Source organism: Hufsiella ginkgonis, assembly GCF_009834915.1.
GTDB lineage: Bacteria > Bacteroidota > Bacteroidia > Sphingobacteriales > Sphingobacteriaceae > Hufsiella > Hufsiella ginkgonis.
The window spans coordinates 1,329,241-1,354,725 of the sequence record NZ_WVHS01000001.1; the positions used below are offsets into that span (position 1 = coordinate 1,329,241).

Annotated in this window: 23 protein-coding genes; 13 read left to right on the plus strand and 10 right to left on the minus strand. The window is 52.5% G+C overall.

The window, feature by feature from the left end; genetic code table 11:
• Positions 1-74 precede the first annotated feature (74 nt).
• The 7 genes from GS398_RS05655 to GS398_RS05685 are packed head-to-tail and all read left to right on the plus strand — an operon-like array spanning position 75 to position 5,633.
• Positions 75-1,265: a carboxypeptidase-like regulatory domain-containing protein gene (locus tag GS398_RS05655; protein ID WP_160905725.1), complete on the plus strand. Its 1,191-nt coding sequence runs from the start codon at positions 75-77 to the stop codon at positions 1,263-1,265.
• An 18-nt stretch (positions 1,266-1,283) separates the two neighbouring features.
• Positions 1,284-1,919 (plus strand): O-methyltransferase, encoded by a 636-nt coding sequence (locus tag GS398_RS05660; protein ID WP_160905726.1) that lies wholly within the window; start codon positions 1,284-1,286, stop codon positions 1,917-1,919.
• 5 nt (positions 1,920-1,924) lie between these two features.
• A complete protein-coding gene (locus GS398_RS05665; protein ID WP_160905727.1) occupies positions 1,925-2,632 on the plus strand; it encodes a glucosaminidase domain and LysM peptidoglycan-binding domain-containing protein in 708 nt (235 codons plus the stop codon).
• 36 nt (positions 2,633-2,668) lie between these two features.
• Positions 2,669-3,502 (plus strand): glucosaminidase domain-containing protein, encoded by an 834-nt coding sequence (locus GS398_RS05670; RefSeq protein WP_237488088.1) that lies wholly within the window; start codon positions 2,669-2,671, stop codon positions 3,500-3,502.
• Between the two features lie 57 nt (positions 3,503-3,559).
• Positions 3,560-4,315: a carboxypeptidase-like regulatory domain-containing protein gene (locus tag GS398_RS05675; RefSeq protein WP_237488089.1), complete on the plus strand. Its 756-nt coding sequence runs from the start codon at positions 3,560-3,562 to the stop codon at positions 4,313-4,315.
• Positions 4,312-4,632 (plus strand): hypothetical protein, encoded by a 321-nt coding sequence (locus GS398_RS05680; protein WP_160905728.1) that lies wholly within the window; start codon positions 4,312-4,314, stop codon positions 4,630-4,632. The genes GS398_RS05675 and GS398_RS05680 overlap by 4 nt, the downstream gene beginning before the upstream one ends.
• Positions 4,617-5,633, plus strand: coding sequence for a DUF3078 domain-containing protein (locus GS398_RS05685; RefSeq protein ID WP_160905729.1), 1,017 nt, complete (start codon positions 4,617-4,619; stop codon positions 5,631-5,633). The genes GS398_RS05680 and GS398_RS05685 overlap by 16 nt, the downstream gene beginning before the upstream one ends.
• A 331-nt stretch (positions 5,634-5,964) precedes the next feature.
• Here the strand turns inward: GS398_RS05685 and GS398_RS05690 are convergent, their stop codons facing one another.
• Entirely contained in the window at positions 5,965-8,403 is a 2,439-nt protein-coding gene (locus GS398_RS05690; protein WP_160905730.1) for a DUF5916 domain-containing protein, read from the minus strand.
• A 166-nt stretch (positions 8,404-8,569) separates the two neighbouring features.
• Between GS398_RS05690 and GS398_RS05695 the strand changes: the two genes are divergently transcribed.
• On the plus strand, positions 8,570-9,550 hold the full coding sequence (locus GS398_RS05695; RefSeq protein ID WP_160905731.1) for a hypothetical protein: 981 nt from the start codon (positions 8,570-8,572) through the stop codon (positions 9,548-9,550).
• 93 nt (positions 9,551-9,643) lie between these two features.
• Here GS398_RS05695 and GS398_RS05700 read toward each other — a convergent pair whose 3' ends face one another.
• On the minus strand, positions 9,644-10,510 hold the full coding sequence (locus tag GS398_RS05700; RefSeq protein WP_160905732.1) for a glutamate--tRNA ligase family protein: 867 nt from the start codon (positions 10,508-10,510) through the stop codon (positions 9,644-9,646).
• 93 nt (positions 10,511-10,603) lie between these two features.
• On the opposite strand from GS398_RS05700, the gene GS398_RS05705 reads away from it, so the two are divergent.
• A complete protein-coding gene (locus GS398_RS05705) occupies positions 10,604-11,842 on the plus strand; it encodes a S41 family peptidase (protein ID WP_160905733.1) in 1,239 nt (412 codons plus the stop codon).
• A 28-nt stretch (positions 11,843-11,870) separates the two neighbouring features.
• Here GS398_RS05705 and cysM read toward each other — a convergent pair whose 3' ends face one another.
• The 4 genes from cysM to GS398_RS05725 all read right to left on the minus strand — a co-directional run bounded on the left by cysM (position 11,871) and on the right by GS398_RS05725 (position 17,720).
• The gene (cysM, locus tag GS398_RS05710; RefSeq protein ID WP_160905734.1) at positions 11,871-12,743 is read right to left on the minus strand and encodes a cysteine synthase CysM; all 873 of its coding nucleotides are present in this window, start codon (positions 12,741-12,743) and stop codon (positions 11,871-11,873) included.
• Positions 12,744-12,745: 2 nt separating this feature from the next.
• Positions 12,746-13,564, minus strand: coding sequence for a serine O-acetyltransferase (locus tag GS398_RS05715; protein ID WP_160905735.1), 819 nt, complete (start codon positions 13,562-13,564; stop codon positions 12,746-12,748).
• Positions 13,565-13,644: 80 nt separating this feature from the next.
• On the minus strand, positions 13,645-16,539 hold the full coding sequence (locus tag GS398_RS05720; protein WP_160905736.1) for a M1 family metallopeptidase: 2,895 nt from the start codon (positions 16,537-16,539) through the stop codon (positions 13,645-13,647).
• A gap of 50 nt (positions 16,540-16,589) precedes the next feature.
• A complete protein-coding gene (locus GS398_RS05725) occupies positions 16,590-17,720 on the minus strand; it encodes a helix-turn-helix domain-containing protein (RefSeq protein WP_160905737.1) in 1,131 nt (376 codons plus the stop codon).
• A 70-nt stretch (positions 17,721-17,790) separates the two neighbouring features.
• Here GS398_RS05725 and GS398_RS05730 point away from each other — a divergent pair, with 70 nt between their 5' ends.
• Both GS398_RS05730 and GS398_RS05735 read left to right on the plus strand, forming a co-directional pair.
• Positions 17,791-18,141 carry a VOC family protein gene (locus GS398_RS05730; protein WP_160905738.1) on the plus strand — a complete coding sequence of 117 codons (351 nt, stop codon included), beginning with the start codon at positions 17,791-17,793 and terminating at the stop codon, positions 18,139-18,141.
• Positions 18,142-18,152: 11 nt separating this feature from the next.
• On the plus strand, positions 18,153-18,689 hold the full coding sequence (locus GS398_RS05735; protein WP_160905739.1) for an STM3941 family protein: 537 nt from the start codon (positions 18,153-18,155) through the stop codon (positions 18,687-18,689).
• 9 nt (positions 18,690-18,698) lie between these two features.
• Here GS398_RS05735 and GS398_RS05740 read toward each other — a convergent pair whose 3' ends face one another.
• Positions 18,699-19,355 (minus strand): NAD(P)-dependent oxidoreductase, encoded by a 657-nt coding sequence (locus tag GS398_RS05740; protein ID WP_160905740.1) that lies wholly within the window; start codon positions 19,353-19,355, stop codon positions 18,699-18,701.
• A gap of 271 nt (positions 19,356-19,626) precedes the next feature.
• Here GS398_RS05740 and GS398_RS05745 point away from each other — a divergent pair, with 271 nt between their 5' ends.
• On the plus strand, positions 19,627-20,574 hold the full coding sequence (locus GS398_RS05745) for an alpha/beta fold hydrolase (protein ID WP_160905741.1): 948 nt from the start codon (positions 19,627-19,629) through the stop codon (positions 20,572-20,574).
• A gap of 33 nt (positions 20,575-20,607) precedes the next feature.
• On the opposite strand, the gene GS398_RS05750 is transcribed toward GS398_RS05745, so the two are convergent.
• Positions 20,608-21,819, minus strand: a complete 1,212-nt coding sequence (locus GS398_RS05750) for a glycosyltransferase family 2 protein (RefSeq protein WP_160905742.1) — start codon at positions 21,817-21,819, stop codon at positions 20,608-20,610.
• A 120-nt stretch (positions 21,820-21,939) separates the two neighbouring features.
• On the opposite strand from GS398_RS05750, the gene GS398_RS05755 reads away from it, so the two are divergent.
• Positions 21,940-22,155, plus strand: a complete 216-nt coding sequence (locus tag GS398_RS05755; RefSeq protein ID WP_160905743.1) for a hypothetical protein — start codon at positions 21,940-21,942, stop codon at positions 22,153-22,155.
• A 69-nt stretch (positions 22,156-22,224) separates the two neighbouring features.
• On the opposite strand, the gene GS398_RS05760 is transcribed toward GS398_RS05755, so the two are convergent.
• Both GS398_RS05760 and GS398_RS05765 read right to left on the minus strand, forming a co-directional pair.
• Entirely contained in the window at positions 22,225-24,429 is a 2,205-nt protein-coding gene (locus tag GS398_RS05760) for a sensor histidine kinase (RefSeq protein WP_160905744.1), read from the minus strand.
• A gap of 80 nt (positions 24,430-24,509) precedes the next feature.
• A complete protein-coding gene (locus tag GS398_RS05765) occupies positions 24,510-25,427 on the minus strand; it encodes an outer membrane beta-barrel protein (protein WP_160905745.1) in 918 nt (305 codons plus the stop codon).
• Between the last annotated feature and the right edge of the window lie 58 nt (positions 25,428-25,485).

The window sequence follows — 25,485 nt, forward strand, 5'->3', positions numbered from 1 at the left end:
CCAGGCTTAAAGGGGGAAGCTCAGGGTGCCGGTAAAGCGCTTTGAGCTTTTCTTTATATTAGGAATTATATCGCATGAAGAAATACGTACTGGTCCTGCTCCTTTTCATGTACGCCTTAAACGCCAGCTCCCAAACCGGCACCATCACCGGCAAAGTTACTGACGCCAAAACGGGCGAGGCGCTCTCTTTTGTAAGCGTCTTCCTGGCCAACGCTACCCGCGGTACGCAAACAGATACTACGGGCAGGTTTACGCTCAGCGCCATAAAGGCCGGTCAATACGAGTTGGTGGTAAGCATGATCGGTTATAATACCTTCAGCAAACAGGTTACCGTGAACGGCGATAAACAGGAGTTCCAGGTAGTGCTCGACCAGAAGAACATCCAGCTGCGCGAGATCCGTGTTGGCCCCGATCCCAACTGGCTGCGCAACTACGAGGCGTTTAAAGCCAGCTTCCTGGGCAACTCGCCCAATGCCGCTCAGTGTAAGATCCTAAACCCCAGATCGGTGCAGGTTTCGTTCGAAAACCGGCTGCTGGAAGCGTATAGCGATGAGTTTATCGTGATAGAAAATAAGGCGTTAGGCTACAGCCTCAAATACCTGTTAAACGAGTTCCGCCGCGACTATACAACGGGCATGATCTATTACGAAGGCCGCGTACTGTTCGAAGATTTACCCGGCAGCAAAGCCGAAAAGAAGCGCTGGCAAAAGAACCGCCAGGATGCTTATTACGGCTCGGCCATGCACTTCTTGCGTACCTTAAAACAGAATTCCAGCGAAGATGAAGGATTTGCGATCCGCCGCCTGGTGCGCAAACCGAATCCCGAACGACCTCCGGACTCGCTTATTAAGGCAAAGCTGCGCACGTTTGGCATGTTATCGCCTGCGGCGGACGGGGATTCAGCCAGGGCGTGGTCGGCTAAGTCGGGCCTTCCCCGCATTATGCAGTTCCTCGAAAAACAACCGGTGCGCAGCGCCGAGGTGGCCCGCATTACGGATAAACCGGGTACTTTCGCACTCACCTTTAACGATTACCTGTATATAACCTACGACCGTAAAAAGGTGCCTGCACACAACCCGACCCCTTACCCGCTGGATGTGGCCGAAACCCGCCCGGTAAGCATTGTACACCTTACAGAGCCTTACGCGTTTTTCGACGCAAACGGCATCGTGATCAACCCGCGCAGCCTTATTTACGAAGGCGTTTGGACGGAATTCGTAGCCGAAATGCTGCCGAATGATTATGAGCCGGAACCGTCCGACTAACTTCACTATCTTTGCCTAATGGAGATCCTGTCACCGCAACTGCAATCCTACCTCGATAAGCATACCGACGCGGAATCGCCGCTCCTGGCGCACATTAACCGCGAAACTCACCTGAAGGTGTCCATGCCCCGCATGTTATCTGGCCATTTCCAGGGAAGGCTGCTGAGCATGTTCAGCCATCTGACGCGCCCCAGGCGGATATTGGAGATCGGCACCTATACCGGTTACGCCACCTTATGCCTGGCGGAAGGACTTCCGGACGACGGCCTGATCCATACCATCGACATCAACGAAGAGCTGATGGAACGGGTACGCGGGTACTTCGCACAGTCTGCTTTTAACGACAAGATCGTGCAGCATACCGGTAACGCCCTCGACATTATTCCTACGCTTGCAGACCGCTTCGATCTCGTTTTTATTGATGCAGATAAGCGGAATAACGAAAATTATTACGACCTTGTGATAAACCTGCTGAATCCGGGGGGCCTTATCCTGGTAGATAATGTGCTCTGGAGCGGCAAAGTTGTTGAGGAGAACAACGATAAAGATACTTTAGCGATACTGAAATTTAACGAGAAAATAGCCAATGATCCACGCACCGCGAAACTGATCGTCCCGGTTCGCGATGGCTTATTTGCTATCCGTAAACTATAAGTAGTATGTTAAAACGATTGATGATGCTGAGCCTGCTGCTTACGGCGGGTACAGCTTTCGGGCAGTCGGCGGCTTCCAAATATATCGAGCTGTATAAGGAAGAAGCCATACGTAAAATGAACGAGTACGGAATTCCCGCCAGTATTATCCTGGGCGTAGCCATGCACGAATCGGGAAGCGGCACCAGCCGGATCTCCAAGTACCTGAACAACCACTTTGGCGTGAAGGGGCAAAACGATAAACGGATCCGCTCTTCTTATAAAGGATACGATTCGGTTTCGCAATCCTACGATGATTTTATCTCTATTTTAAAAAAACACGTACAGTTCAGGAATCTTTTCGAAATATACGGCCCTGCCGATTACCAGGCCTGGGCTAAAGGGATCCAGAAAGGAGGGTATGCACACAGCCGCAGCTGGTCGGCGCAAGTGCTGGCTATTATCAACAAATACGAGCTGTACCGGTATGACCAGCCGGCAGCGCCGTCACAACCGGGTGTGTTGCTTTCTGCTTACGAGCCTCCCGCGCCGCTGCAACCGGTGCCTGTAAAAGAGTCGCCGGCCAAAGAGCCAGCACCCAATATTTACAAGGTGAAGCGGGGAGATACCCTGCTGGCCATCGCAAAGAAATTTGGAACAACGGTTAAAACAATCCGCATAAAGAACAGGTTAAAAAGTGCAAACCTGAGTATCGGACAACGTTTAACGCTATAACACGCTACCCCCTGCTTAATGAAGAACTTTTGTTTGATGGCACTCCTTGCCTGTATGCTCGCGTCCTGCAGCTCCAAAAAACAGGTAGTTAAAAGTACCCCTCCCGCGGCGTCGCAGCCGCCAAAAAGGACAAACGAAGTGATCAGGCCCGCACAAAACATCAGCGAAAACATCCTTGTAAAAAAGTATACCGCGCAGGAATATATCGAGCGGTTTAAAGCCATCGCCATTACCGAGATGGACCGGTACGGGATCCCTGCCAGCATCACGCTCGCCCAGGGCCTGCTGGAATCGGGTAACGGCAACGGCACCCTCGCCCGCGTGGCCAACAACCATTTCGGCATTAAGTGCAATACCGACTGGCAAGGCAAGATCATTTACCAGGAAGACGACATCAAAGATGATTGCTTCCGGGTATATAATAGCCCAGAGGAGTCGTTTCGCGACCACTCCGAGTTCCTGAAAAGAAAGCGCTACGCCTTTTTGTTCGAACTGGATAAGAACGACTTTACCGGGTGGGCAAACGGCTTAAAACAGGCCGGTTACGCTACCAACCCGCAATATGCCAACCTCCTGATCAGCCTCGTACAGCGCTACCAGCTCGACCAGTACGACCGCAAGGAGCAGCTTGCCGACAAAGAAAAACGCGAGGATAAGGTGCTGGCCGAGATCGCCAAAGAGCTTCCCCAGGAAATAAAAAAGGAAACCGCCAAAGAACCCGTTGCCATGAAGATCTACGAGGTGAAAGCCGGCGATACACTATACGCCATCAGCAAACGTTTTGGTATCAGCGTAGACGATATTAAGATCCTGAACAACATTTCGGCTGCCGACATTAAGCCGGGGCAGCTGTTATTGGTATCTAAATGATGTTAAGTAATGTTAAAATGGTTTGCGTACTGCCGCAAAATAGTAGTTTTACCACCCTTGAAACGATTAGTCACCCTCATACTGTTTTTAACTGCGGTTGTTTCGCGGGGGTTTGCCCAGGAACAACAGGTCCAGGGTATCGTGTTTGATAAAGACACCAAGCAGCGTATTACCCGCGTATACATCTATAATACGCGTACCCACAAAGGCTACTACAACAATACCAAGGGCGAATTTACCTTTCCCGCCCAGCGCGGCGATACATTGGTGGCCGCCTTACAGGGTTACGCTATAGATACCACTACCGTGAAGGCGCAAACCACCTTGCTGGTGTACCTTAAACGCACCAGTATCCTGCTAAAGGAGATCGGCATTAAAGATACGCTCGAATCGCCCGCCGAGCGGCTGGCACGCAACAAGGAAGATTACGGCTCTACCCTCAAAAAGGGCGACCCGGGCAACCTCCTGAACGTCGGCGGCAACGGCGGTATCGGGGCTGGCCTCAGCATCGACGCGTTGTGGAGCCTCTTCAGCCGTGAAGGCAAAAATGCCCGCTTCCTGCAAAAGATCATCGAGCGCGACTACCGCGAAGCCATGATCGATTACCGCTACACCAGGATGCTGGTAGCCAAAACAACCGGCCTTAAAACGCCTAAGCTCGAGGATTTTATGCAGCAATATCGCCCGGCATACTATTTTATCGTAGAAGCGAATGATTATGCACTTATCAACTTCATCCGCCAGAGCTACCAGAGTTACCTCAGAAACCCGGCAGCTTACCGGCTTCCGGCTTTAACGCCGGTTAAAAAATGAGATTCCCGGTAATCTGCGTACCCTCGTTGCCCGCACAGGGAATGGCGCTCTTTCCGTTCATCCTCGTAAAACGGCCGCAATTAAAGACCGACCAGGTAATAATTAACCACGAAACCATACACCTTATGCAGCAGGCAGAAATGCTGGTGCTGCCCTTCTATGTATTTTACCTGTTAAATTACCTGTTTAACAGGATGAAAGGGCAGAAACATTTCCAGGCGTACCGTAATATTGCGTTCGAGAAAGAGGCTTACGCGATGGATCGCCAGCTTAACTATTTAACCCGGAGAAAATTATGGGCATGGACAAGCTTTTGAAAACCGTTTTCGTTTTAGTACCTTTTTTATTGACCACATTTGCCGCATCCGCGCAGGAGCCCAAAGAACAAAAGGCCGTGGCCGATACCAGCCTGCTGAACTCGCTGAAGCAATACCCAAAAAAAAATACGCTGCCGGTGCGGCAGCCGGTTATGCAGATCCAACCGGTGCAGATCCCCGTTTCGGAGCTTAACCTGAAAGTAGATTACTGGAAACGGTGGATCACCTTTGGCATTAACCTTAACCAGGCGGCATTTAGCAACAACTGGAGCGGCGGCGGGGTGAACTCAATTGCCCTTGGTTCCCTTTTTAACTATAAAACGGATTATACCAGGGGCGATAAGAACTACGTATCGGAGGTGATCCTGCAATACGGCAAGCTAAAGAACAAGAACCAGCTGGAGCGCAAAACCAACGACCGCGTGTTTTGGGACAACAAGGTAGCGCTAAAGCTTTCCAAGAACTGGTACTTCTTCGGATCGCTAAACTTCGAGTCGCAATTTGATGCGGGCTACGCTTATTCGAAAGATAAATCGGGCCAGGAAGTGCGTACCCGCATCTCCGAGTTTATGGCGCCCGGTTATTTAACGGAGTCGCTCGGTTTCGAGTTTAAGCCGAATAAAACTTTCTTCCTGCGCATCGGTACCGGCACGGCCCGCCAGACCTTTGTGCTCGATACTTCGCTTTACCGCGCCATCCCCAAAAATTACGGGGTGAAACCCGGCGGCCGGTTCCGCAACGAGCTCGCTTTCCAGGTGGTTTCAAGCGTAGACAAAAACCTGAACGAGAACCTCAACATCAAAAGCCGCTATACGCTTTTCGCCAATTACGAGAAGCTGAATAATATCGACCAGCGGCTCGACGTTACCTTTACCTCCCGCATTACCCGCCTGGTTAACGTAACGCTTTCCGGTATCGCCATTTATGATGATGATGCAAGCAACCGCATCCAGGCGAGCCAGGCTCTGGCGTTGGGGCTGGTGTATAAGTTTCCAAAATAGGTACAACTACGGGTTTGTTAGAAGTAACATGTTTCTGTCAGGCTGAGCCTGCCGAAGCCCCAAACAAATAAAGCCGTCCATGGGGGACGGCTTCTATATTCATTAAACCCAATGTTGGATGTCAGACTAAAAGTATATTAGCGTATGAGAAAACCTTTACCTGAATAAAGAACGATTGCTTGTTATCCTTCCTGTTTTTAATGACGGCCTTTCGTGTCGTTAGTCTATAAATCTACTCGGCTTTAATTAGACGCAAAGATTCTTCAATATGTTTCAGAAATGTGTTAAAAAACTGTTAAAGATTTTAGTGTAACGGGTATGTTACGTTTAGTTAACGTCCTTTTCTTTTCAACTGAAGGTAATCGATATAATATAATACTTTAACAGACAAGCTATTATTCTGCGGCGAGCCAAGTATCCTGTCGAAGTTGCGCCCATAACCCGGTCTTACAAAGGTTTCGCTCAGTTCGGAGGCGTCTTTATACACCACGCTGAACTCGCTCCCCGGCGAAAATATCCATGAGTACACCATATCGATGTTAAACGTGTTATATGAACGGTTAGCCTGGGCATTTACATAGGTGGAATTTTTTACCAGGTCGCCGTTGTCGGCGAGGGTGTAATAGTCCCTATTATCCAGGTTCGACCAGTAATGACGCACCACGAGCGTAAGCCCCATCGTATTGCTGAACGTGTATTTGGCGTCCATCGAGTTTTCTATGGTTTGCCGATCGCGGCGCGAGAAGACCACTTCGCTGGTAGCGTTGTTAAAACCGATCCACCCGGCGTAGTTAGTGCGTGGCTGGAACAGGATATCGTTCCCCAGCGAAAGCTTGTTACTAATGCGCAGGTTATGATAGAAATAAAGATCGTAGCCATAACCGTCGAACAGGTCGCGGTCGCGGTAAAAGAAGCCGCCCCCGCCATTGTAGCGTTTGGTGCGGTTGGTAGAGATGTCGATACCTGCACCGCGGCTGGCGGTTTCGCGGTACACCCTTCCGCTGCGGCGGGGCTCATAAAAATCGTTTGATTCGGGCTGAACGTTGATGTTCATGCTCACCTGCAGGAAGTTCTTCAGCTCGGTAAAGCCGCCCGCGCTAAATGCTAAGCTCTGGTAAGCTTTTGGCTTAAAGCGCTGCGAATGCTCTATTTCGCCCCAAAGCTCGTATTTGTTATACCATTTACCGGCCTTGGGTTTGTTGTAACCAAGGTAGAGCGAATTATCAAAAAAGTTGTTGTTAAAGAGGATCCCAAGGTCATTGGGATCGAACTTATCGTCTGTTAAGCTTTGCGAAAACCGGTAGCTGAATTTCCCGCTCTGCTTGCCCACGCTCCAGTCATAACTATACCCGGTGGCGTTGGGGTCGTTATTGGTCAGGTAGGTCATCCTCCCCGACCCGCGGAAGTTGTAGGTGTTCTTTTTGTCGTTAAAGCTAAATACCAGGCCGCTGGCATTGGCATCGTAGGTATTTCCTTTACGCAGCACGTTGGTATTGATGAACGTTACATAGGAGTTGTTTTTTAGCGACTGGTCGAGCACCAGGATGTTGTAGTTGGTAAGCGGCTGCGTTTCTATCAGCCGCCGGTTCCCGGCCGCATCTTCCACTTCGGCGTCCATCCTGCGGGTAACGGCATTAAAGACCCCGATACCGAGCCCTTTGGTGGTACGGCCAGAAACCTTGGTGGCGTTTACCAGCCGGCTTTCGGAGGGGTTGCGCACAATGTGCTCGCCGGCGCGGAGGCTGCCCTGCACATCGTAATAGTTAACAGGCGTACCGCCTACGCGCCGTGAATAGAACAGGTCGCCCTTGCTGAAGAGCTCCGTACCTTCCGTAAAAAACGAGCGGTTTTCGTTAAACTGGATCTCGAATGGCGTGAGGTTTAACACGCGGTTGTCAGACTGTACCTGCCCGAAGTCGGGTACCAGGGTCATATCCAGTGTAAAGGCGTCGTTAATGCCGTATTTTACGTCCATTCCCCCGTTAAATGAGCCGGTGGTATTTTTCACGTCGGCTATGTTATAAGGATAGTGATTCACATAACTCGAAATATAGGGCGAGAACGACAAACGTACCGGCGGGTCGATGTTCTCGATGCCTTCGAGGGTTCCCTCCTGGTTCATGAGGCCGTTTTTGAGCGGGTCGAGCGGGTTCCAGAATAGCTGTTTCTGCGAAAAGCGACGCATCCGGATAAGATTGAGCCCCCAGTTCTGGACATCTTTTTTGGAAAAACGAAGCGCCGAGTAAGGGATTTTTAGCTCCGCGGTCCATCCCTGTGCGTCAACCTTTACTTTGCTGAACCATACCGCGTTCCAGGCTTCGTCCTCGTTACCGCCCAGCGAATATTTGGCATCAAACTGTACGCCGGCAGCCGTTACAAAAAAGCCGCTGCCGTTGATCTTATCCTGGTAAGTATCTAAAATAATGCCGATGAAATCGGAGTTTCCGGTGTTATCCCGCGAAACCAGTTCACGCGCTACGCTGTCAATAGTTTTTTCGTACATGCGTGCACTTACGTACACGGCGGTATTGTCATAAAGCAACCTGACCTCGGTGCGGTGATCGCGGTCCTCGTGCAAGCCCGGCTTGGGACGCAGCTCGATAAAATCGACGGCCACATCGGCTTTTTTCCACACGTCGTCGGTTATATCCCCATCTATATCGGGAGCGATATCTGTTCGCACGGCTTTCATTTTCTTGGAAGCAACCTGCCCGAAAGAGCAAAGCGAAAGCAGGCAAAATATAACACAAAGTGAAATTCGGGGACCCATACGCTGGTTTTAGGTTTTTACTTAAGACGAGAGTTCCCGGATTTAGTTGCAAAGTATTTTGTTAAATCTTTGCCACGCATCAAAAACTTACCCGGAGCTATACAACTTCCGGGTTACAACCCGGGAAAGTATTCAGCCGTAAGCGGCATATTCTTACCTTTAGGGGATGAACCTGCTACCGCGATTGATCGGCCGCTTCTTTTTTATCGTCCTTACGGTTGTATTGCCGTTAAACGTGTTTGCCCAGGACGTCCTTCCGGATGTTCACGGGCAAAAGCTGGCAGGGCTCTTAAAAGCCGAGCAAAAAGCCGGGGGCGAACTGTTCACATTAAAAACCACGTTTATACCAGAAAGCGGCGTGGCGCAGCCGTTCGTTTTTCGCCGTAAACAACGCAACCTGCCCGATCTGCTTATTTATTACTTTTTCTTCAAAAGAGATTCCGCCATCCGCTACGTGCTGTACGAATGGGATGGCGCCAATTTCGGGGGATATGATGCCAAAGCGCCCGCTCCGCCCGCCACAGTAACCGCTTTTTTGAACAAGTATAACGAGCTGGCAACGCGTATTACCCGCACTTATGGTATTGGAAAAACCGAAGGAGACCTTACCGGTCTTTCAAAGAATCCCGCGGGGCGATACCAGCGAAGCGACGAATGGAAGCCGAACGACAGCACTCGGGTCCTGCTCTCCAGCGTACTGTCGGGCAAGTACGAAAAACGGGGCAACACCGAAGAAATTCCGGCCTACCGGATCCGGCTGTACCTTTGGAATGAAAGTGCCAGGAATGAAGAAACAAGCACCGGGCCGCCTGACGCTGAAAAGGTCGCCAGGTTAGATGCTGTTTTCAGGTTATGGCTTGCTGCCGTTAAAAGTAAGAACTTCGCTGCCTCGAAAGCATACTTCTCCCCGGCACTGCGTAAGCTGGTTACAGATGTGCAGCTGGCTAAGGTTGGCGAAAGTATCAGGTTTGATGAGGAGCTCGTAATTTTCTTCTCCGGTGTACAGCTTACGCTGGACGGGACGGCATACCCCATGATCCAGTATAAGTACAAAGCGGACGGATCGAGCCCGCCGCTGGAGCTGATCAAGGTGATGTTCGACCACAACGGTAATATAGCGGTGCTGCAGCCGGTAAAAAGGAATTAGGATAGCTTACAAAACTGCGTGCAGTGATCTTGCCGAGCCGGGTATCTTTTCACAGGAAGTGTTTTCTTAATTGGTTGCGTAGCGGCATGATCATTACAGCGGAAATGCCAATCCCGCGGGATCGGCACTTTTAATCGCCATTTCCAGGACCTGTTCCCGCGTAAATCCCTGTTCGCGCAGGTTCCGGATGGCGGTATCGCCAGCCGATTTGGAGAGCTTTACACCTCCCGGCCCATTTACCAGCGGATGATGAACAAACTTAGCCACGGGGAACGTCTCTATACCAAGCAGGTTAGCCAGGTATACCTGTGCGAGCGTTGATGGCCATAGGTCATGGCCGCGTACAACCAGGTCGATGCCGAAATCTACGTCGTCTACCAGCGAAACAAGCTGGTAAGACGGCAACCCGTCTTTTTTACGAACGATAAAGTCTTTGACCGAAGCCGGCAAAACGTGTGCCGATACGTGTCCGTCGGGGTTGTTTATGCAGACCGTTTGCTGGTGATCAGTCGCAATGCGCCAGTTCGTACCCGGGGTATCCAGGGCGATCTTCCGTCGCCGGCAATCGCTCACGCAGCCGCTTTCAATCCCTGCGCGGTGAAGATCCGCCCTGGAACAATCACAGGCAAATGCCGCTCCCGTTCCTCTTAACTGCCTGAGCACCTGCTGGTAACGCGCCAGCCGGTTTAGCTGCGACCAATCCCGGTAGTATTCTTCCGCTGTGCGGGGGCCTTCATCCCACGAGATGCCGAGGAAATGCAGGGTATCGAACAGGTCGGTCACATACTCCGGCTTTACACGGTCCCGGTCGATATCGTCGATGCGCAGCAGCATCGATGCCCCGGTGTGTCGGGCCATTGAGCGGGTGATGATAAAGGAAAAAACATTCCCCAGGTGCAGGAAACCGCTCGGCGTAGGCGCCATACGGGTTTTGTAACACCTGGGGAACAACTGGGTCATTGCGCAAGATAACGCATTTCCATTTCTTACTTAATGGCTTTCATGCAACCAAAGCAATTATCTTTACGTCATAATAACCTGGTTCAGCACATTATGTATCGATTAATACCGGCATTCGCTCTCCTGCTCTCTTGTTTGGTCGCCTCTGCGCAATACGATCCAAGGGCCGACGTAGACCACCTGCATGCCACGCTGCGGAAAACGCACTCTTACCGCGACCAGGTTAAGGGTGCCAAAAAGACGGCGTATGAAGCGCTCGTAACGCAGGTAACTTCCCGGCTGGCGGTCGCCAAACCGGGATTCGATCGTTTTTACATGTTGTCTCAGCTGCTTCTGCCCATCAGCGACAACCACCTGTATTTTTACCAGGCACGTGAGGCGATCACGGAAAAGATGCTCTTTGATAGTGCTTACGTTCAAAAGTACCGCACGTCTGAAGCATACCGCACATTTCCAAGGGTCCGTATCTCCCTGGATTCGCTCGAAGCCGCCCTGCGCCCGAAATCGCGCGACAGCATCGAAGGTATTTACCAGTATTCGGGAATGCTTACCGTGGGTATTTACAGGACCATCAAACGCGACAGCCTGGTTGCGGTGGTGCTGCAATCGCGTATTCCTACGTGGCAGCGCGGCGATCTTTACGAAGTATTGAAAGAATACCAGCCCAACCGTTTCCACATCTGGCGGGCCGAAATGCTCTACCGCACCTTTGGCCTGATGCGTGCAGAGAAGCTGCAGAACGGCCGGCTGCCCAAATCCCAGCTCACGAAACTGCCGGAGGGTCCTGCCTTTTATGATCCGCCGGCCGGTACCCCGGTCTTCCTGTTCCAACGACCCGGCCCGAATACTTCTTATGTACGCATAGGCACCTTTGCCGGCTTTACCCTCGAACAACGGCGCCAGGCGCGCGAGTTATTCGGAAAAGTGCGCGATTCCCTTTCCGGCAACCTGGTGATCGTCGACCTCCGCAACAACGGCGGCGGCGCCTCTTCCTCTTCCGATCCCATCCTGGAACTACTCAAAAAGTTTAAGGGTGATATCGCGGTTCTCGTTAACGGCAACACCGTGAGCAACGCGGAGCAATTTGCCATTGAGCTGAGCCGTCTTAAAAACACCCGCACGTTCGGGGAGGCTACCCACGCCATGATCACGTACGGGAGCAACTACGGCAACCGCGAGAAGCTGCCCAGCGGCGAATTCGAGCTGTATATAACAGATATGAGCGACAAAGGAAATTTTGCACCGTTTGAAGATGAAGGGCTTAAGCCAGGGGTGTTGCTTAATAACGACAGGGATTGGGTAGAACAGGTGCTGAAGTTGTATAACAGGTAAAAGCGGTCGGGAATTTCGGAAACTGCTTTTACCCAAACAGCTCACTGCTCAGGTACCGGTCCCCCCGGTCGCAGGCGATAAACACGATCACTCCCTCTTCCAGCTCTTCCGCCAGCTGGATGGCTGCGGCACAGGCGCCTCCGGTGCTCATCCCCGCAAATACGCCCTCATCCTTCGCCAGTTTCCGCGCGAGCCCGGTTGCCATTTCTTCCGATATGTCTATTACGCGGTCTACCCGCCTGGGGTCAAATATCTTTGGAAGGTAAGCTTCCGGCCAGCGCCTGATCCCGGGGATAGACGAGCCTTCCGTTGGCTGGCAACCCACGATCTGTATGCGCGGATCCTGCTCCTTTAAAAACCGCGAGCAGCCCATAATGGTGCCTGTGGTACCCATCGCGCTCACAAAATGCGTAATTGTGCCCCCTGTATCCCGCCAGATCTCGGGACCGGTACTTTTGTAATGCGCCAGGTAATTATCGGGGTTGGCAAACTGGTTTAGCAGGAAGTAGCCGCGGGAAGCGCCTTTTTCTTCCGCGTAGTCGCGGCAGGTTTCGATGCTTTCCAGCAATGTCACTTTTGCGCCGAAGGCCTCCATGGTCAGCGTACGTTCGCGGGTGGAGTTTGATGGCATCACCAGCTCGATCTCCAGGCCGAACAGCCGGGCGATCATCGCCAGCGCGATCCCCGTGTTGCCGCTGGTAGCTTCGATCAGCGTAGTGCCCGGTTTAATTTCGTTCCGCTCTATGGCGCTGCGTATCATGTTAAGTGACGCGCGGTCTTTTACGCTTCCCCCGGGGTTATTGCCTTCCAGCTTTGCAAAAAGCTTCACTTTGGGGTTGGGATTAAGCCTGGTGAGCGCTACCAGCGGTGTATTCCCTATGAGATCAACGATGCCTGCCATAATCAATAAGGTCTTTTTTCGGTGGTCTTTTGTACGGTGATCATGGGGGTATGGTACACCGTAGAATAGGGTGCGATGCTTTCGGTAAGCCATACATTGCCGCCAATCACGCTGTCGTGGCCTATTACGGTGTCGCCCCCCAGTATCGAGGCGCCGGAGTAGATCACTACGCGGTCTTCTACCGTAGGATGACGCTTTACGCCCGCCATATTTTTGCGCACGCTTAATGCGCCCAACGTTACGCCCTGGTACATTTTTACATGCTGCCCGATGGTGCATGTTTCGCCGATCACGATACCGGTGCCATGGTCTATGTGAAAGTATTCGCCGATCACGGCGGAAGGGTGGATATCTATGCCGGTAACCGAATGGGCGTGCTCGGTTAGGATGCGCGGGATTACGTCTACATCCAGGTTTACCAGCAGGTGGGCGATGCGGTAAAAGCAGATCGCATAAAAGCCGGGGTAAGTGCGGATCACTTCAAATTCGCTGCGTGCAGCCGGGTCGCCGGCATAAATGGCCTGGATGTCTGTATTTAGCACCCGGTAAAGTTCTGGAAGCCCGGCAAAGAAATCCGCTACTACCTGTTTCCCGGGGTCCTCCTCCTTACCGCAGCAGGAACCAATAATGCCGCAAAGTTCTGTTTCGAGCCTGGCAACGGTGCTCTTTAGCTCTTCGATACCGGTGAGCCCGGTTTTCGAATGTTCCGGGTACAGCAGGTTGATCACGCTCAGCGCCCAGGCAGCAATAGCGGTATTCGGCGGAATGCGTTTAACACCCCGCTGTTTCTCAAACAGGTGCGAGTAAAAGTGATCGTTCATAAAATCCGGATGTAAATGTAACGTCCGCGGCGCTCGAAAGTGTCGGTTGGGCGTAAATATCGAATATGCCGGGTCGCGTTTTACTCCTTACTAACTTTCACGCCGATATAAAACCGCTCTTTATCTACGTCAAACTGTGCGGCGGTCATATTCTTTAAAAGGATAGAGGAAGGCTTGTCGGAAGGATAAATAAATCCAAACCGGCCACCGGCTACCGTAACACGGGCCGGCATCTTAAATCCCGCCGCATCTGCTGTCCACCAGGAGGTAACCAGCAGGTTGGCGCCTTTTTGCTGCAGCTTCACTTCCAGCACGGGGATACGGGTATATTCCAGGTATTGTTTAAAAAACGGGGTATAATCCTGTTGCAGGTAATTATTAATAAAGCCGATAAGCGACGCCGCCGACAGCGTTTGGTACCTGAAGCTGTTTTGAATGGCACGGAGCAGCGCGGTCCATTTGCCGTCGTTGGCCAGCATATTGCGAAAGGTATGCAGCATCAGGCTGCCCTTCGAGTACATATCGCCAATGTCGTAGTGAATGTGGTTTACATTGTACACACCGGTAATGGGCTCTTTGTTGCCGGCTTTTTTTTGCTCTTCGAGCATGTAGTTGTACGCCGGCTCTTTGCCGAAGATCTTTTCGGCGACCATTACTTCGGCATAGGTGGCAAACGCTTCGTGGATCCACATATCGGCAATGTCTTTGGCGGTGATGGCGTTTCCCCACCATTCGTGTGCCGATTCGTGCCACAACAACGGGTTGATCTGGGTGGCGTTCTGCTCCGTGATGCGCCCTATACATACGCCGCTCTGGTGCTCCATGGGGTACAGGCTTTCTACCAGCGTAAATCCGTCGCGGTTAAAGGGGTATGCCCCGAAATTGTCTTCAAATACCTTCAGCATTCCGGGTACGCCGCTAAAGAGTTTCCTGGCCCGCCCGCAGTTGTAGGGCATTACGTAATAATCGATAGTGAGGGGGTTCACACCGGCGAAAGATGCGGTATAATGGTCGTACATGCCAATGTTAAACGTTACGTTGTAATTGTTTATGGGGTAGCTTACCGCCCACTCGTAGCGCGTACGGTTGCCCGGCATGTTCGTTTTACCGGTGAGGCGCCCGTTAGAGATCTCGGTGAACTGCGAGGGCACGGTGATCCAGGTTTTCATGCTGTCGGGCTCGTCGCTCTGGTGGTCTTTGTTGGGCCACCACAGGCTTGCGCCCGAGCCTTGGGAAACTACCTGCGCCCAGGTGTTGCCCAGGGAATCGGTATCCCATAAAATACCGCCGTCCATGGGGATGGCGCGGTTGGGTGTTTTGGGCACGCCGTGGTACCAAACCTTCAGCTCTGCTAAATCGCCTTTGGCCAGCTCGTGCGGAAGGTCGATAAATACGGCGTCAAATTCGCGCCGGTAAGTGAGGGGCTCAGAGCGGTATACGATGCTGTCGATCACCATATTTTGATAAAGGTCCAGCTGCATTTTGCGGAAGGGCGACACGGTTTTAAAGCGGATGAGGTTATTGCCGGATACGCTTCGGTTCCCGGGGTCGACCGCTACATCCAGGTGATAAAAGGTAACATCATAGCAGCTGCGCAGCGGGCTCAACGTTCCCCGCAGGGTATCTGCCCGGGTAAAGCCGTTCTGCCGGTTGGAGTAGCGCAGTGGTTTTACGGTGCCGGCCGGAGGCGCCACCGGTACCGGCGCGGCGGGTGCAGGCAGGACGTCGGCTCCCTGTTTCAGGATGTTATAGTTTTCCCAGAAATCGTCGTTATAGTCGCCGCTGTTGAGGGTGCTGAAAGGAGTGTCCTTATCGCCGATGTTACCCGACTCTATCGGCTTTGCCTTTTCGGTGGAGATACCGGTTACTACCAGGTCGATATCTGTGGTCCACGGGCGCTTAAACATATTGCGTTTTTCGCTTTCTACCAGGATCTCCCAATGGCGGGTAACGCGATCCAGGTACCATTTCCCCCGGAAGGGTTTATAGGTAACGGTGCCGGTAAATTTATGGTAATCCAGCGAGGCGCCGAGAAACTTCGACATTATGAAATAGCCCAGTTTCTTGTTTTTGCGGCTCGTTTCGCGCACACCCGCCTCGGTTAACGCGTAGTCGATGCGGTGGATCACATAGGTGTCTTCGTCCAGGTAAACGTCGAGCTCCAGGATCCCTTTGGCCGACCGTTTTTTTGGGGTTACGTGCACATGGGCCAGTGTTTGTGTGCCGTTTTCTACCGATCCGGCATATTGGAAGGCGTAGTACCGGTAATTCTCGGGGTTAAGGGGGTTGTTCTCGGCTTGGGAATACTTCAGGAGATCGTCGCCCAGGCTGCCTCGCGCGCCATTAGAGATACTGCTGATCCAATAGTAAAACTGGGCATCGCGCCCGTAATCGATCTTTTTCTTGCGGCCTTTTACAATGCGCATCTGGTCGTTGAGGGTTTTGCCGGCGGCGAATACCTTATAGATATCCAATACCGCTTCGTTGTTCGATAATTCGAAATCGCCAAGCGAGATCTTTTCGCGGTAGAAGGCATTTAACCGCCGGGCAGTGGTATCGTAGTTGGCGGGTATAGCCGCCAGTGCCTTCTTTACCAGCCCGAGCCCGCTGCGGCTCTTCAGGGTGATCTCGTCTGCCAGGATAGACGAAGGCTGCAGTACAATAACGGTGTTGGCAGGCAGGCCAGCCACCGGCACCTTTAGCGGAACATAACCCAGGCACGAGATCACTACCGTATCTTTCAGCTGTTCTGCCGGGACCTTAAGCAGGAAGGCGCCCAGTTCATTGGTAGCTGTGCCGGCATTGCCCGAAAGAAGGTACACGCTGGCCAGGGCTACCGGGCGCCGGGTGGCATTGTCGGTAACTTTGCCGGAAAGCCGGATCATGGATTGTTTTACGGTGGCAGGCGCCTGGCCGCGGGCGGGAAAGACGGCGCCGCCTAACCCGAAAAGGAAAAATAAGGAAAAGGATCGCATCGCGTTTTTTTGACAAAGCACGCATAGAACGCATTACCTATCTGCTCAAATCAGGATTTGAGAGCTACTTTTCCTTTCTCCGACAGGTATTTGCTGGGCGTCGTCCCGGTTACACCTTTAAACACCCGCTGGAAAGTAGCCTGCGAGTTAAATCCGGAGCTGAGCGCAATACCCGAAATGGTAAGGTAATTATGCGCCGGATCGCCCAGCCGCTCCTTGACCTCGCGTATGCGGTATTTGTTCACAAAATCATTGAAATTGGTATGCTGGTATTGGTTTAGCAATGCAGAGATGGTGCGTGCGCTGATGCCGGTATGCCCCGCCAGCTTGCTCACGTTCAGCTCGGGGTCGAGGTACAGCCTGGCCATTTCCATGGCTTCTTTGAGCTTTTGCATTTGTTCGTTTGGCATGGCATACGGCCCGGGTAATGCGCGTGCCGGTTTGGGCGTGATCTGCCGGGTAAAGTAATAGCCCGACATGGCCAGCCAGTAAATGAACAGTACCAGGCCCAGTTCGATGGGGTAATAATGAGAGCCCGGGATGTTAAAGAAATAAGGAACGATCAGCGTAATCGGCCATGCGATACCCACCAGCACGCACCCCGTAAGCAGGTTCTTTAACCAGTTATCCAGCGCCTTGCGCGATTCTTTAGAGTACGTACGGGAGAGCACCTCGCTGTTGCGGCCCCGGAACAGGCGGATGGCGGGTAAGAGGTAAGCCAGGTACCAGAGGGCGCTGAGCGGCTCGGCATAATAATCGTACCAGCCCGCCAGCAAGCCCGAATCCAGCCTCGTGTTTATCAGTTTATTGATCCAAAGCAAATGGTACACTATGATAAAGCACCGGGTAACGAATTGTATCATTACCGGTAAATAATGCCGGCGTGTGTGCCGGATGGGCAGTTCCCCGGGCCGGGTAACCGCGCGCACGTATAAGTACAGTGATGGCCCGATGGCGTAGATCAGGATGTAGCTGAACAGGTCGAAGAAAATCCAATACCTGTCCAGACCCGAGCTCCAGTTAAACGTTTCGAAGCCGTTATAGGAAAGTACGAACAGGAAAAGGGCAAGATAACGTGCCCCCGGATGCTGCCGGTTAAAAAGCAAAATGATACCGAAGATCAGGCCCTGCAATGCGCCGAAGAGGATGAGAAGGTTTATCCAGTTAAAGCTGAGCTGCATATCAGGAGTAAAGATAACGAGTATATTGTTTTTCTATTCCTTATCTCTCTTATATTTGCTAAACCATGCTATGCTAAAGGTCTCTACTCCCATTCTTGCCTCGCTTAACGAAGTAAAAACAATTGATTTTTATACGAAGCAACTCGGCTTCGCCCACCGCGGCGGGCATGCTGGCTATCTCATTTTTGAACGCGACGGTGTGATGGTGCACCTGTATGCCTGCAGCGTACCAGAAGTACCGGGCTATACAGGTTGCTATTTTTACGTGACTGATATTGATGAGTGGTACGCCCGATGCCAGGAACGAAAGCTGGTGCATCCGAACGGAGAGTTAAAACTGATGCCGTTTGGATTGCGGCAATTCGCAATTGTAGATAATAACGGGAATATTATTTATATAGCGGAACATAAGGAACAATAATATCAGTCAGGATGGAAATCAAGCTGTACCGGTCGCCATGGAAGGCGCTAAGGCTCGTCGCACTTTGCACTCCATTTGTTGCGATCGGTTGCTGGGGCATCCGGTCGGGAGAAATGTCCGCATACTTAGCCTGGACCTTGCTCCTGTTTTTCGGATTGGGGTACCCGGGAGCCGCTTTCATGTTACTCGACCGTCGCCCGCAGATCATTATCTCCGAAATTGGCATTTTCGACCGGACTACGCACCGCGGGTTCATCAACTGGGAGATCATTCATAACGCTTACCTGGTAACCATTCACGGACAGCCGATCATCTGCTTGCTGGTAGACGAAGCGTTTAAACCCTCCCGGAAAAAGGGGCGGTGGGCACAATCCTTAAGCCGGCTGAACGAAGGCCTGGGCTTCCAGGAGCTGAACCTCTCGCTGGGGATGGTGGATGTAAACGCGGAACGGTTCCTCGATTTTTTGTTAATGATGAGCAGCGCCTCGCAGGAAAAACGGGCGGGGTTGATTACGGGACGGCTGGGAGAAGGGGCGAAGGTGTTTTAGTCCCGCTTCTTACTGGAATATTACCGGCATTTGGCGGGTATACCGCGCATCGCCAACCAGGTCTGCCATAAAGCGTGCCACACTTTGCCTGGTTACCAGTAGTTTTGGTTTGGGTATGTTACCCAGCGACACGTGCACATCTTTGCCGTTGCCGCCATTTGTTAACCCAACAGGCCGTACGATCACCCAATTCGTTAGCGCCGATGCTTCAAACAGTCGCTCCTGGCGTTCGTGGTCCTGGTATGCTACGCCGATGTTACTGTGCGCTATCAACCAGCGAAACCATCCCGGGAGATCGTTCCGGGTGTGCGATGTTCCCCAGGCAGAACAGATCACCACTCGTAAGCCGGGTGTATCTGTGCAGGCGCGGATCAGCGCTTCGGCGGTGCCGGACAACAAACAGGGTGGTGTTCGGAGTTTCGCCCACGGCCAATCAGACAGGCGGGAAACGTTGAGCGCGGAAATGACGGCCGCACAGCCCTGTATCGCATGGCGGAGAAGGTCTTCATCGCGTACGTCGCCCTCGTAAACTACTATACCTGGTTGGGTGGGGAGTTTCGATTTGTTGCGCACAATAACATGTACTGTGTAACCGCGCGAAAGCAGTTCGGTGAGAATACAGGATCCGAGACGGCCGGTTGCGCCAAGTAATAGAATCGGGTTCATGTGCATGGATACCTGTGCGGGTTTAAGAGCACAGGCAGGATAAAAGTGCGAAAATTTTTCGCACAGGACAATCTTATATGATTACATCAGGATGCCAGCCCGCAATCTTATCCTTCTTTGGTGGAGGTGGCTGCAGGCCGGGGGAGATAGCAAATCTTACCCCGTTACCCGGGAACGGGTCTGCGATGGAAACGAACAAGCGCGATGTTGAGGGAGCATGAATTGACTGGTAATATTTTCTTCTATCTTAGCCTGTATAACCTCTTCCGCTATGCGCTGCACGACCCTCATCCTCGTCTTACTCCACTCCCTTCTCTACGCCCAAACCGTCAATTCCGAAACCGACGGCAAATACTACACCGTTAACGGCGCCAAACTTTGGGTCGTCACCGTTGGCAAAGGCGATCCGCTCGTTCTTATAGCCGGCGGCCCCGGTGGCGCTCATCCCGGCCTGCGCAGTTTCGATCCGCTGGCCGCCAGCGGCCACCGGCTCATCTATTTCGACGCTTTCGGCCGCGGCAAATCCGACACCGCAAAAGCAGTAACCGAGTACACCCTTCAACGCGACGTCGACGACCTCGAAGGCCTCCGCATCGCCCTCAAGCTGGATAAGATCAGCGTGCTGGGCCATTCGTATGGCAGCCTCGTTGCCCAGGGGTACGCCGTAAAGTACGGTGCGCATCTCAGCCACCTTATTATCGCCAACGGCTTTCACAGCTTCGTGATGTGGCAGGAGAACGACGATAACTACAACCGGGAGATAAAAACCAATTATCCCGAAGTATGGGCAGAGCTGATGCAGGTCCGCGAAAAAGGCGCCGTTTCCAGCGACCAGCAGCACCAGGACATCTACGGCCGCATACCTTACGGCTTCCTGTACGCGTACAACCCCGAAAAATTCGTCCCCACCGGCAAAAAGCCTTACCCCAATTCGTTCAACACCAGGCTTTATTACCAGATGGTAGGCAAAGACGGCGATTTTATCGTAGGCAACGACATCGGGAACTTCGACTACCGCAAACAGCTGAAGGACCTGGAAATGCCGGTGCTCATCATCGCCGGGCGGTACGATCGCGTGGCGGTGCCGTGGATGCAGGTGAAATACAAAGATTATTGCCCGCAGGCACAGTTCGTGATGTTCGAAAAATCGGGGCATAATCCGCAGGTGGAAGAGCCGGAAAAAGAGTTTGAGGTGATCAACGGGTTTTTGAAGAAGTAACGTTTCCTTTTATCCCGACACGTTCCTGCAAATTCATCGCCCTTTTAGCTCTTTTAACCCGTAAAAACTCCCCCGCCACCAGATTCCGCCCTGCCATAGCGTGATCACCATCGACTTAACTATGATCCACGCCATAAGCCCCCCGGCGAACCACATAAGCCCCCCGTTCCATTTTCCGTCGCCTGGCCGGAGTGCTACTATTAGCACCTGGCATAACAGGATGGCGGCACCTAATACGCGGCAGGCATCATCGGGCCAAAGCAACCCGAGCGGTACCGGCAGGCAAAAGATCAGCAGCGCAGCCATAGCGCCGGCGGTAGCGAGCACCGGGTTATAGTTCGACACTGCGAAAGTATTTTTCATCAGCCCATCGATAAATTCGCGAAGGTTGCGGTACCACTCCAATTGGACCATGCCTTCGCCGTTCACTACGTCCTGCCGGAACCCGGCGGCTTTGATGAATTCACCCAGCTTAAGATCGTCGTCGGGCCGCATACGCAGGGCGGGCACTGCTGCTGCTTGCGCATATACGCTGCGGCGCACCAGGTTGAACGCTCCCACGCCGAAGGCCGCCTTCGATTTCGGGTTGCGCACCGCCCAGGGCCGCACTTTAAGCTCGAGCATGACGGCGAAGGTAGACAGTACCCGGTTAAGCAGCGCCGAACGCGACCGCACGTGCGGCAAAGCCGTGAGATGGTCGAGCTGTTGCCGCTGCACAACAGCCATCGCTTTGCTAAGCGTTTCGGGGTGGAACACAATATCCGCATCCGTAAACAGCAGCCATTCCGCCTGCGAGGCGAGGAAGCCCTGGTAAAGCGCATGGTTCTTGCCCAGCCATCCCGGCGGAAGCTCCTGGACGGTATGTACTATGATCGGGAGGGTTTGTGCAAGCCGTTCGAGGATCTGCGGGGTGCGGTCGGTAGAGCGATCGTTCACCACTACGATACGGTAACCAGGGTAGCGCATACGGGTAAGGCTCGAGAGCGCTTGTTCCACGTCGTTTTCCTCGTTGCGCATGGCCACCACGATGTCCACTGCGGGCGTGCGGGCCATGGCGGCGTCGCAATCGCGCAGGTGGCTGATCCGGCGGCTGTTAGCCACCAGGTAAATGGTCATGCCGATCCAAAGCAATAAACAAGCGAAAAGATAATAAAACATGGGCCAGGATGAGGAGGCAAAGGTAGCATGATGATCGTATTGCACAAACAACCCGCGAGCCAATGCGTTGATTGGGCATACTTTCAATGTTTATGTATTCACTCAAGATCATCTCTTCTGCTACGACCATGCTGAAGGAGTTGCTGAGGTGGACGAGGGGGCTGGAGATGATCAGGAAAGAACCCTGACACCTGTTTCTCAACTAGTATGACACCCTACAAAAGTAAAAGCGGCAAACCTTCAGGCGTAACGGCTTATGAGACCGGCGGGAATTTCATTAAAGTCGAATTCAATCACGCCCAGGTTTATACTTATAGCTACCGCAGTGCCGGACGGCAAATGGTTGAAGAAATGAAAACCCGGGCGCTGGCGGGACAGGGGTTAAGTACGTTTATCAGCCAGAATGATCCCGGGTACGTTTAAGTCACTGCGTTGTAAATGCATACTGGTTGCCGCCCAGGTTTAACGCGAACCCTGTAAGAAAATCTATTCCTATTTCACCCCGACCACAAATACCGCCCCTCCGCCATCCCTGTTCTCCACGCCAATCGTCCCCCCATGCCCCTTCGTTACGATATCATAGCTTAGCGACAACCCCAGCCCCGTTCCCTCCCCCGTAGCCTTCGTCGTAAAAAACGGCTGAAAGATCTTATCCTTTATCCCATCCGGGATCCCCGGACCATTATCACCTACCCGGATCTCAACGCCGCCGGCTACCTGGCGCGTCGTTACCGTTACCTGTGGATGGTATTGCTCCCCTTCCTGGAATTTCTTCTGCTGTGTAGCCTGGAACGCATTATTAAACAAGTTCAGCAACACCCTCCCGAAATCCTGCGGGATCACGTTCACCTTCGGCAGCCCGGCATCAAAATCCGTTACCAGTTCCGCGTTAAAGCTTTTGTCCTTCGCCCGGATGCCGTGATAGCTCAGCCGCAGGTATTCCTCGGCCAGCGCGTTCAGGTCCGTAAGCTCCTTTTGCCCCGTGCTCGCGCGCGAATGCTGCAGCATACCCTTCACGATATTATCCGCCCGCTTGCCGTGGTGCGTGATCTTTTCCAGGTTCAGCTCCAGGTCGTCTGCAATGGCCGAAACATCCGTCCATTCCCTGTTTTCTATTCCCTCCTTTATCTCTTTCACCAGCTCCGCGCTCACCTCCGAAAAGTTATTCACGAAGTTTAACGGATTCTGGATCTCGTGCGCGATCCCCGCGGTCAGCTCCCCCAGCGACGCCATTTTTTCCGACTGGATCAACTGGTTTTGCGTTTGCCGCAATTCCTCCATCGACCGTTTAAGCTCCGCCGTCCGTTCCTCCACCTCCTGCTCCAGCTTTACTTTTTGGGCCGCTATCAGCTCGCTGCGTTCCGCATCCCGTTCCCGGGCCATCCGTTCGGCATCCAACGCACGCTGCGCGTTTTCGTTCGACACCCTGCGGAAGCGATCGAAGAGCGACCAGGACATCACGCTAATTCCCCAGAACAGGGATCCGGTCATGGCAAGCCTGAACAGCCAATTGGCGGTATCCAGGATGGCTATATTTCCAGCGACTGCGCCGATAATTATACCAGCGAATGTCAGCAGGAATGGGCCTAGCGCCAGCGCGAAAATGCGCGCCGACGCATCTTTTTTTACTAATACAAGCACCATCGTTACGGCGATGGCGGGTACCATACCCAGTAACAGGGAAGCTGCCACCGTATCGGCATACAATATTCCCTCTTTCCAAAGGGGGGTGATCACCATACGCTCCAAAACTATGATGGCTATCGCTACAATACTGGTCACGTTTAAGATCTTGTTCCACCGGGGATAATGTTTTTTGATGTTAAGGAAGTACCTTATTGTATAAAGGAGCGTATAAAGCATGACGACACTCACCAGCGAATAATAACCCACCACCCCGGGTTGATCGCGCACGATAAATGTGAGTGCCGCATGGCGGGTCGTAGTGAGCAGCAACGCCAACAGGAACACTGCGTAAATGACATAGATCCGTTCTTTGATGGCGAAAAAAACGAACAGGTTAAATAACGCTGCAAATAACAGGAAGCCGATCATCGTCCCCTCGAAAATGCCGATAGTAAACCGGGCGTCGTTATCCACGTACTGTTCACTAACCACCCGGTCCCTGAATCCTATCGCCACCGCGACAGACAACAACCCCACCTCTACGTAATTCCGTTCGTACACGGTAAGCTCGCCGTGCGCCGGAATTACCAATACGATGTAGCAGATCTGTTTAAGCCCGCTCCTTTCGCGCCAGGGCACCCTCTCGCCGGTTACGTACCGGACCCATTTTCCGCCGTTTATGGAGGCGTTCACCTCGGCCCGGTCGATTCCATTTTCTGCGATGGCGATGCTCACCGGCCGGTCTAACGCGTTTCTTAGCCGGTAACGCAACCATAACGTATGCAGGCGCTTAGGGAACTCCCTGTTCGCAACCGTATAATTGAACAGCTTGCGTTTGGCCGGAGATAGTACGTCGTTCAGTTTTAACCCGGCATCGTTGTCGCCAAGGTATTGCCAATACTTGTGGGAGAGGTTAACGGTGTCGGCAGTGTCGGTAACGACCACATAGGGTGGCGGAAATTTGTCCTGGGCGAAGGAGAAGCTGGAGAAAAGGAGGAGGAAGATAAGGATTGAGGCTGATCGGACGACGCAGTCAGGCAGGGCCGTAAGTTTGTGATGGGTGGAGGGCATGAGATATAAGGCGGCTAGAAAGCTAAGATAATAAACGGCGAGCAGCTACTTTCTAAGGAGCGAAATTTTGCGTAAGGTCCCTAAAAACCCACCCGAACCCCCAATCCAATCCACCCCCCTTTCCCTTTCACCTCGTTTAGCCGCGTGTACAGGCTGCCGCCATCCGCCAGGAATAATTCATCGGTTCCGGCTGCCGTAACTGAATAAAATGCCATCGCCTCCGCAAATACCGATAGCGTTTTGTTAACAGCTTTACTTGCTATGACCTTCGATTTTAACACGTACCCTTTTGCCTCGTGTTTAAAGCTCACCGGGTGAGCGAACGCGTCTATCCTTTTCCAATCCGCTTTGGCGGAAAAACTCGCCTGGCAATAATTGATGTCCAGCTGCAGCCTGGCAGTAGACGGCCTGCCGGTTTCGATCTTCAACCCGGCGTAAGGGCCTGCCCAGGATGTTCGATAGGTGCTGTTAAGGTCGGCGTCGCCTGTCGTGATTTCATTACTTAGTATGATTAACGATTGCCTCGTATCTTCAAAACCGGCAAAGCCGGAGAGCCGGATCTTTTTGCCGGTAAAAAACCGGTACCCGGCCCCGGCGGCTAAATAGGAGGTGTTGCCTTTGGTTTCCAGGGTCGCCTGGTAGGAAGGCATCGTGCGGTTATCCTGCTGGTAGTCCGTATCGTTTACTTTGCCAGAAGAAACCGTGCTTCGATCATAGGACGCGGTTAACATAATCCGACCCCAAATACCGAACGCAACCGAGGTGCCGATACCCGGACCGCTCACCTTCTTCCACGCCAGTTCGGAATATATATTGGGATTTTGACCCTGCAAATTCCCGGCGATAGACCACCGGAGATCTTCCTGTTTGTAAAACGCATGGGTTTGTATGGATAACCTTTCATTTTTACTGCCGCTCTCCTGGGCGCGGGCCGTAGTGCTCAAAAGCACGATGGTGCATACAAAAGCCAAAAAATCCCGGTGGTACATCAGCATCATAAGAAAAAGCCCGCTCAAAGTATTTCATTCGAGCGGGATGTAAATTTATAGGAAGATA

Excerpts from the sequence above, each read along its gene's own strand:
- GS398_RS05705 (WP_160905733.1), top strand. The coding sequence starts at position 10,604 with ATGTATCGATTAATACCGGCATTCGCTCTCCTGCTCTCTTGTTTGGTC.
- GS398_RS05715 (WP_160905735.1), bottom strand. The coding sequence starts at position 13,564 with ATGAACGATCACTTTTACTCGCACCTGTTTGAGAAACAGCGGGGTGTT.
- GS398_RS05720 (WP_160905736.1), bottom strand. The coding sequence starts at position 16,539 with ATGCGATCCTTTTCCTTATTTTTCCTTTTCGGGTTAGGCGGCGCCGTC.
- GS398_RS05755 (WP_160905743.1), top strand. The coding sequence starts at position 21,940 with ATGACACCCTACAAAAGTAAAAGCGGCAAACCTTCAGGCGTAACGGCT.
- cysM (WP_160905734.1), bottom strand. The coding sequence starts at position 12,743 with ATGGCAGGCATCGTTGATCTCATAGGGAATACACCGCTGGTAGCGCTC.
- GS398_RS05695 (WP_160905731.1), top strand. The coding sequence starts at position 8,570 with ATGAACCTGCTACCGCGATTGATCGGCCGCTTCTTTTTTATCGTCCTT.
- GS398_RS05730 (WP_160905738.1), top strand. The coding sequence starts at position 17,791 with ATGCTAAAGGTCTCTACTCCCATTCTTGCCTCGCTTAACGAAGTAAAA.
- GS398_RS05685 (WP_160905729.1), top strand. The coding sequence starts at position 4,617 with ATGGACAAGCTTTTGAAAACCGTTTTCGTTTTAGTACCTTTTTTATTG.
- GS398_RS05760 (WP_160905744.1), bottom strand. The coding sequence starts at position 24,429 with ATGCCCTCCACCCATCACAAACTTACGGCCCTGCCTGACTGCGTCGTC.
- GS398_RS05680 (WP_160905728.1), top strand. The coding sequence starts at position 4,312 with ATGAGATTCCCGGTAATCTGCGTACCCTCGTTGCCCGCACAGGGAATG.
- GS398_RS05735 (WP_160905739.1), top strand. The coding sequence starts at position 18,153 with ATGGAAATCAAGCTGTACCGGTCGCCATGGAAGGCGCTAAGGCTCGTC.
- GS398_RS05660 (WP_160905726.1), top strand. The coding sequence starts at position 1,284 with ATGGAGATCCTGTCACCGCAACTGCAATCCTACCTCGATAAGCATACC.
- GS398_RS05690 (WP_160905730.1), bottom strand. The coding sequence starts at position 8,403 with ATGGGTCCCCGAATTTCACTTTGTGTTATATTTTGCCTGCTTTCGCTT.
- GS398_RS05655 (WP_160905725.1), top strand. The coding sequence starts at position 75 with ATGAAGAAATACGTACTGGTCCTGCTCCTTTTCATGTACGCCTTAAAC.
- GS398_RS05740 (WP_160905740.1), bottom strand. The coding sequence starts at position 19,355 with ATGAACCCGATTCTATTACTTGGCGCAACCGGCCGTCTCGGATCCTGT.
- GS398_RS05765 (WP_160905745.1), bottom strand. The coding sequence starts at position 25,427 with ATGATGCTGATGTACCACCGGGATTTTTTGGCTTTTGTATGCACCATC.
- GS398_RS05700 (WP_160905732.1), bottom strand. The coding sequence starts at position 10,510 with ATGACCCAGTTGTTCCCCAGGTGTTACAAAACCCGTATGGCGCCTACG.
- GS398_RS05665 (WP_160905727.1), top strand. The coding sequence starts at position 1,925 with ATGTTAAAACGATTGATGATGCTGAGCCTGCTGCTTACGGCGGGTACA.
- GS398_RS05725 (WP_160905737.1), bottom strand. The coding sequence starts at position 17,720 with ATGCAGCTCAGCTTTAACTGGATAAACCTTCTCATCCTCTTCGGCGCA.
- GS398_RS05745 (WP_160905741.1), top strand. The coding sequence starts at position 19,627 with ATGCGCTGCACGACCCTCATCCTCGTCTTACTCCACTCCCTTCTCTAC.
- GS398_RS05670 (WP_237488088.1), top strand. The coding sequence starts at position 2,669 with ATGGCACTCCTTGCCTGTATGCTCGCGTCCTGCAGCTCCAAAAAACAG.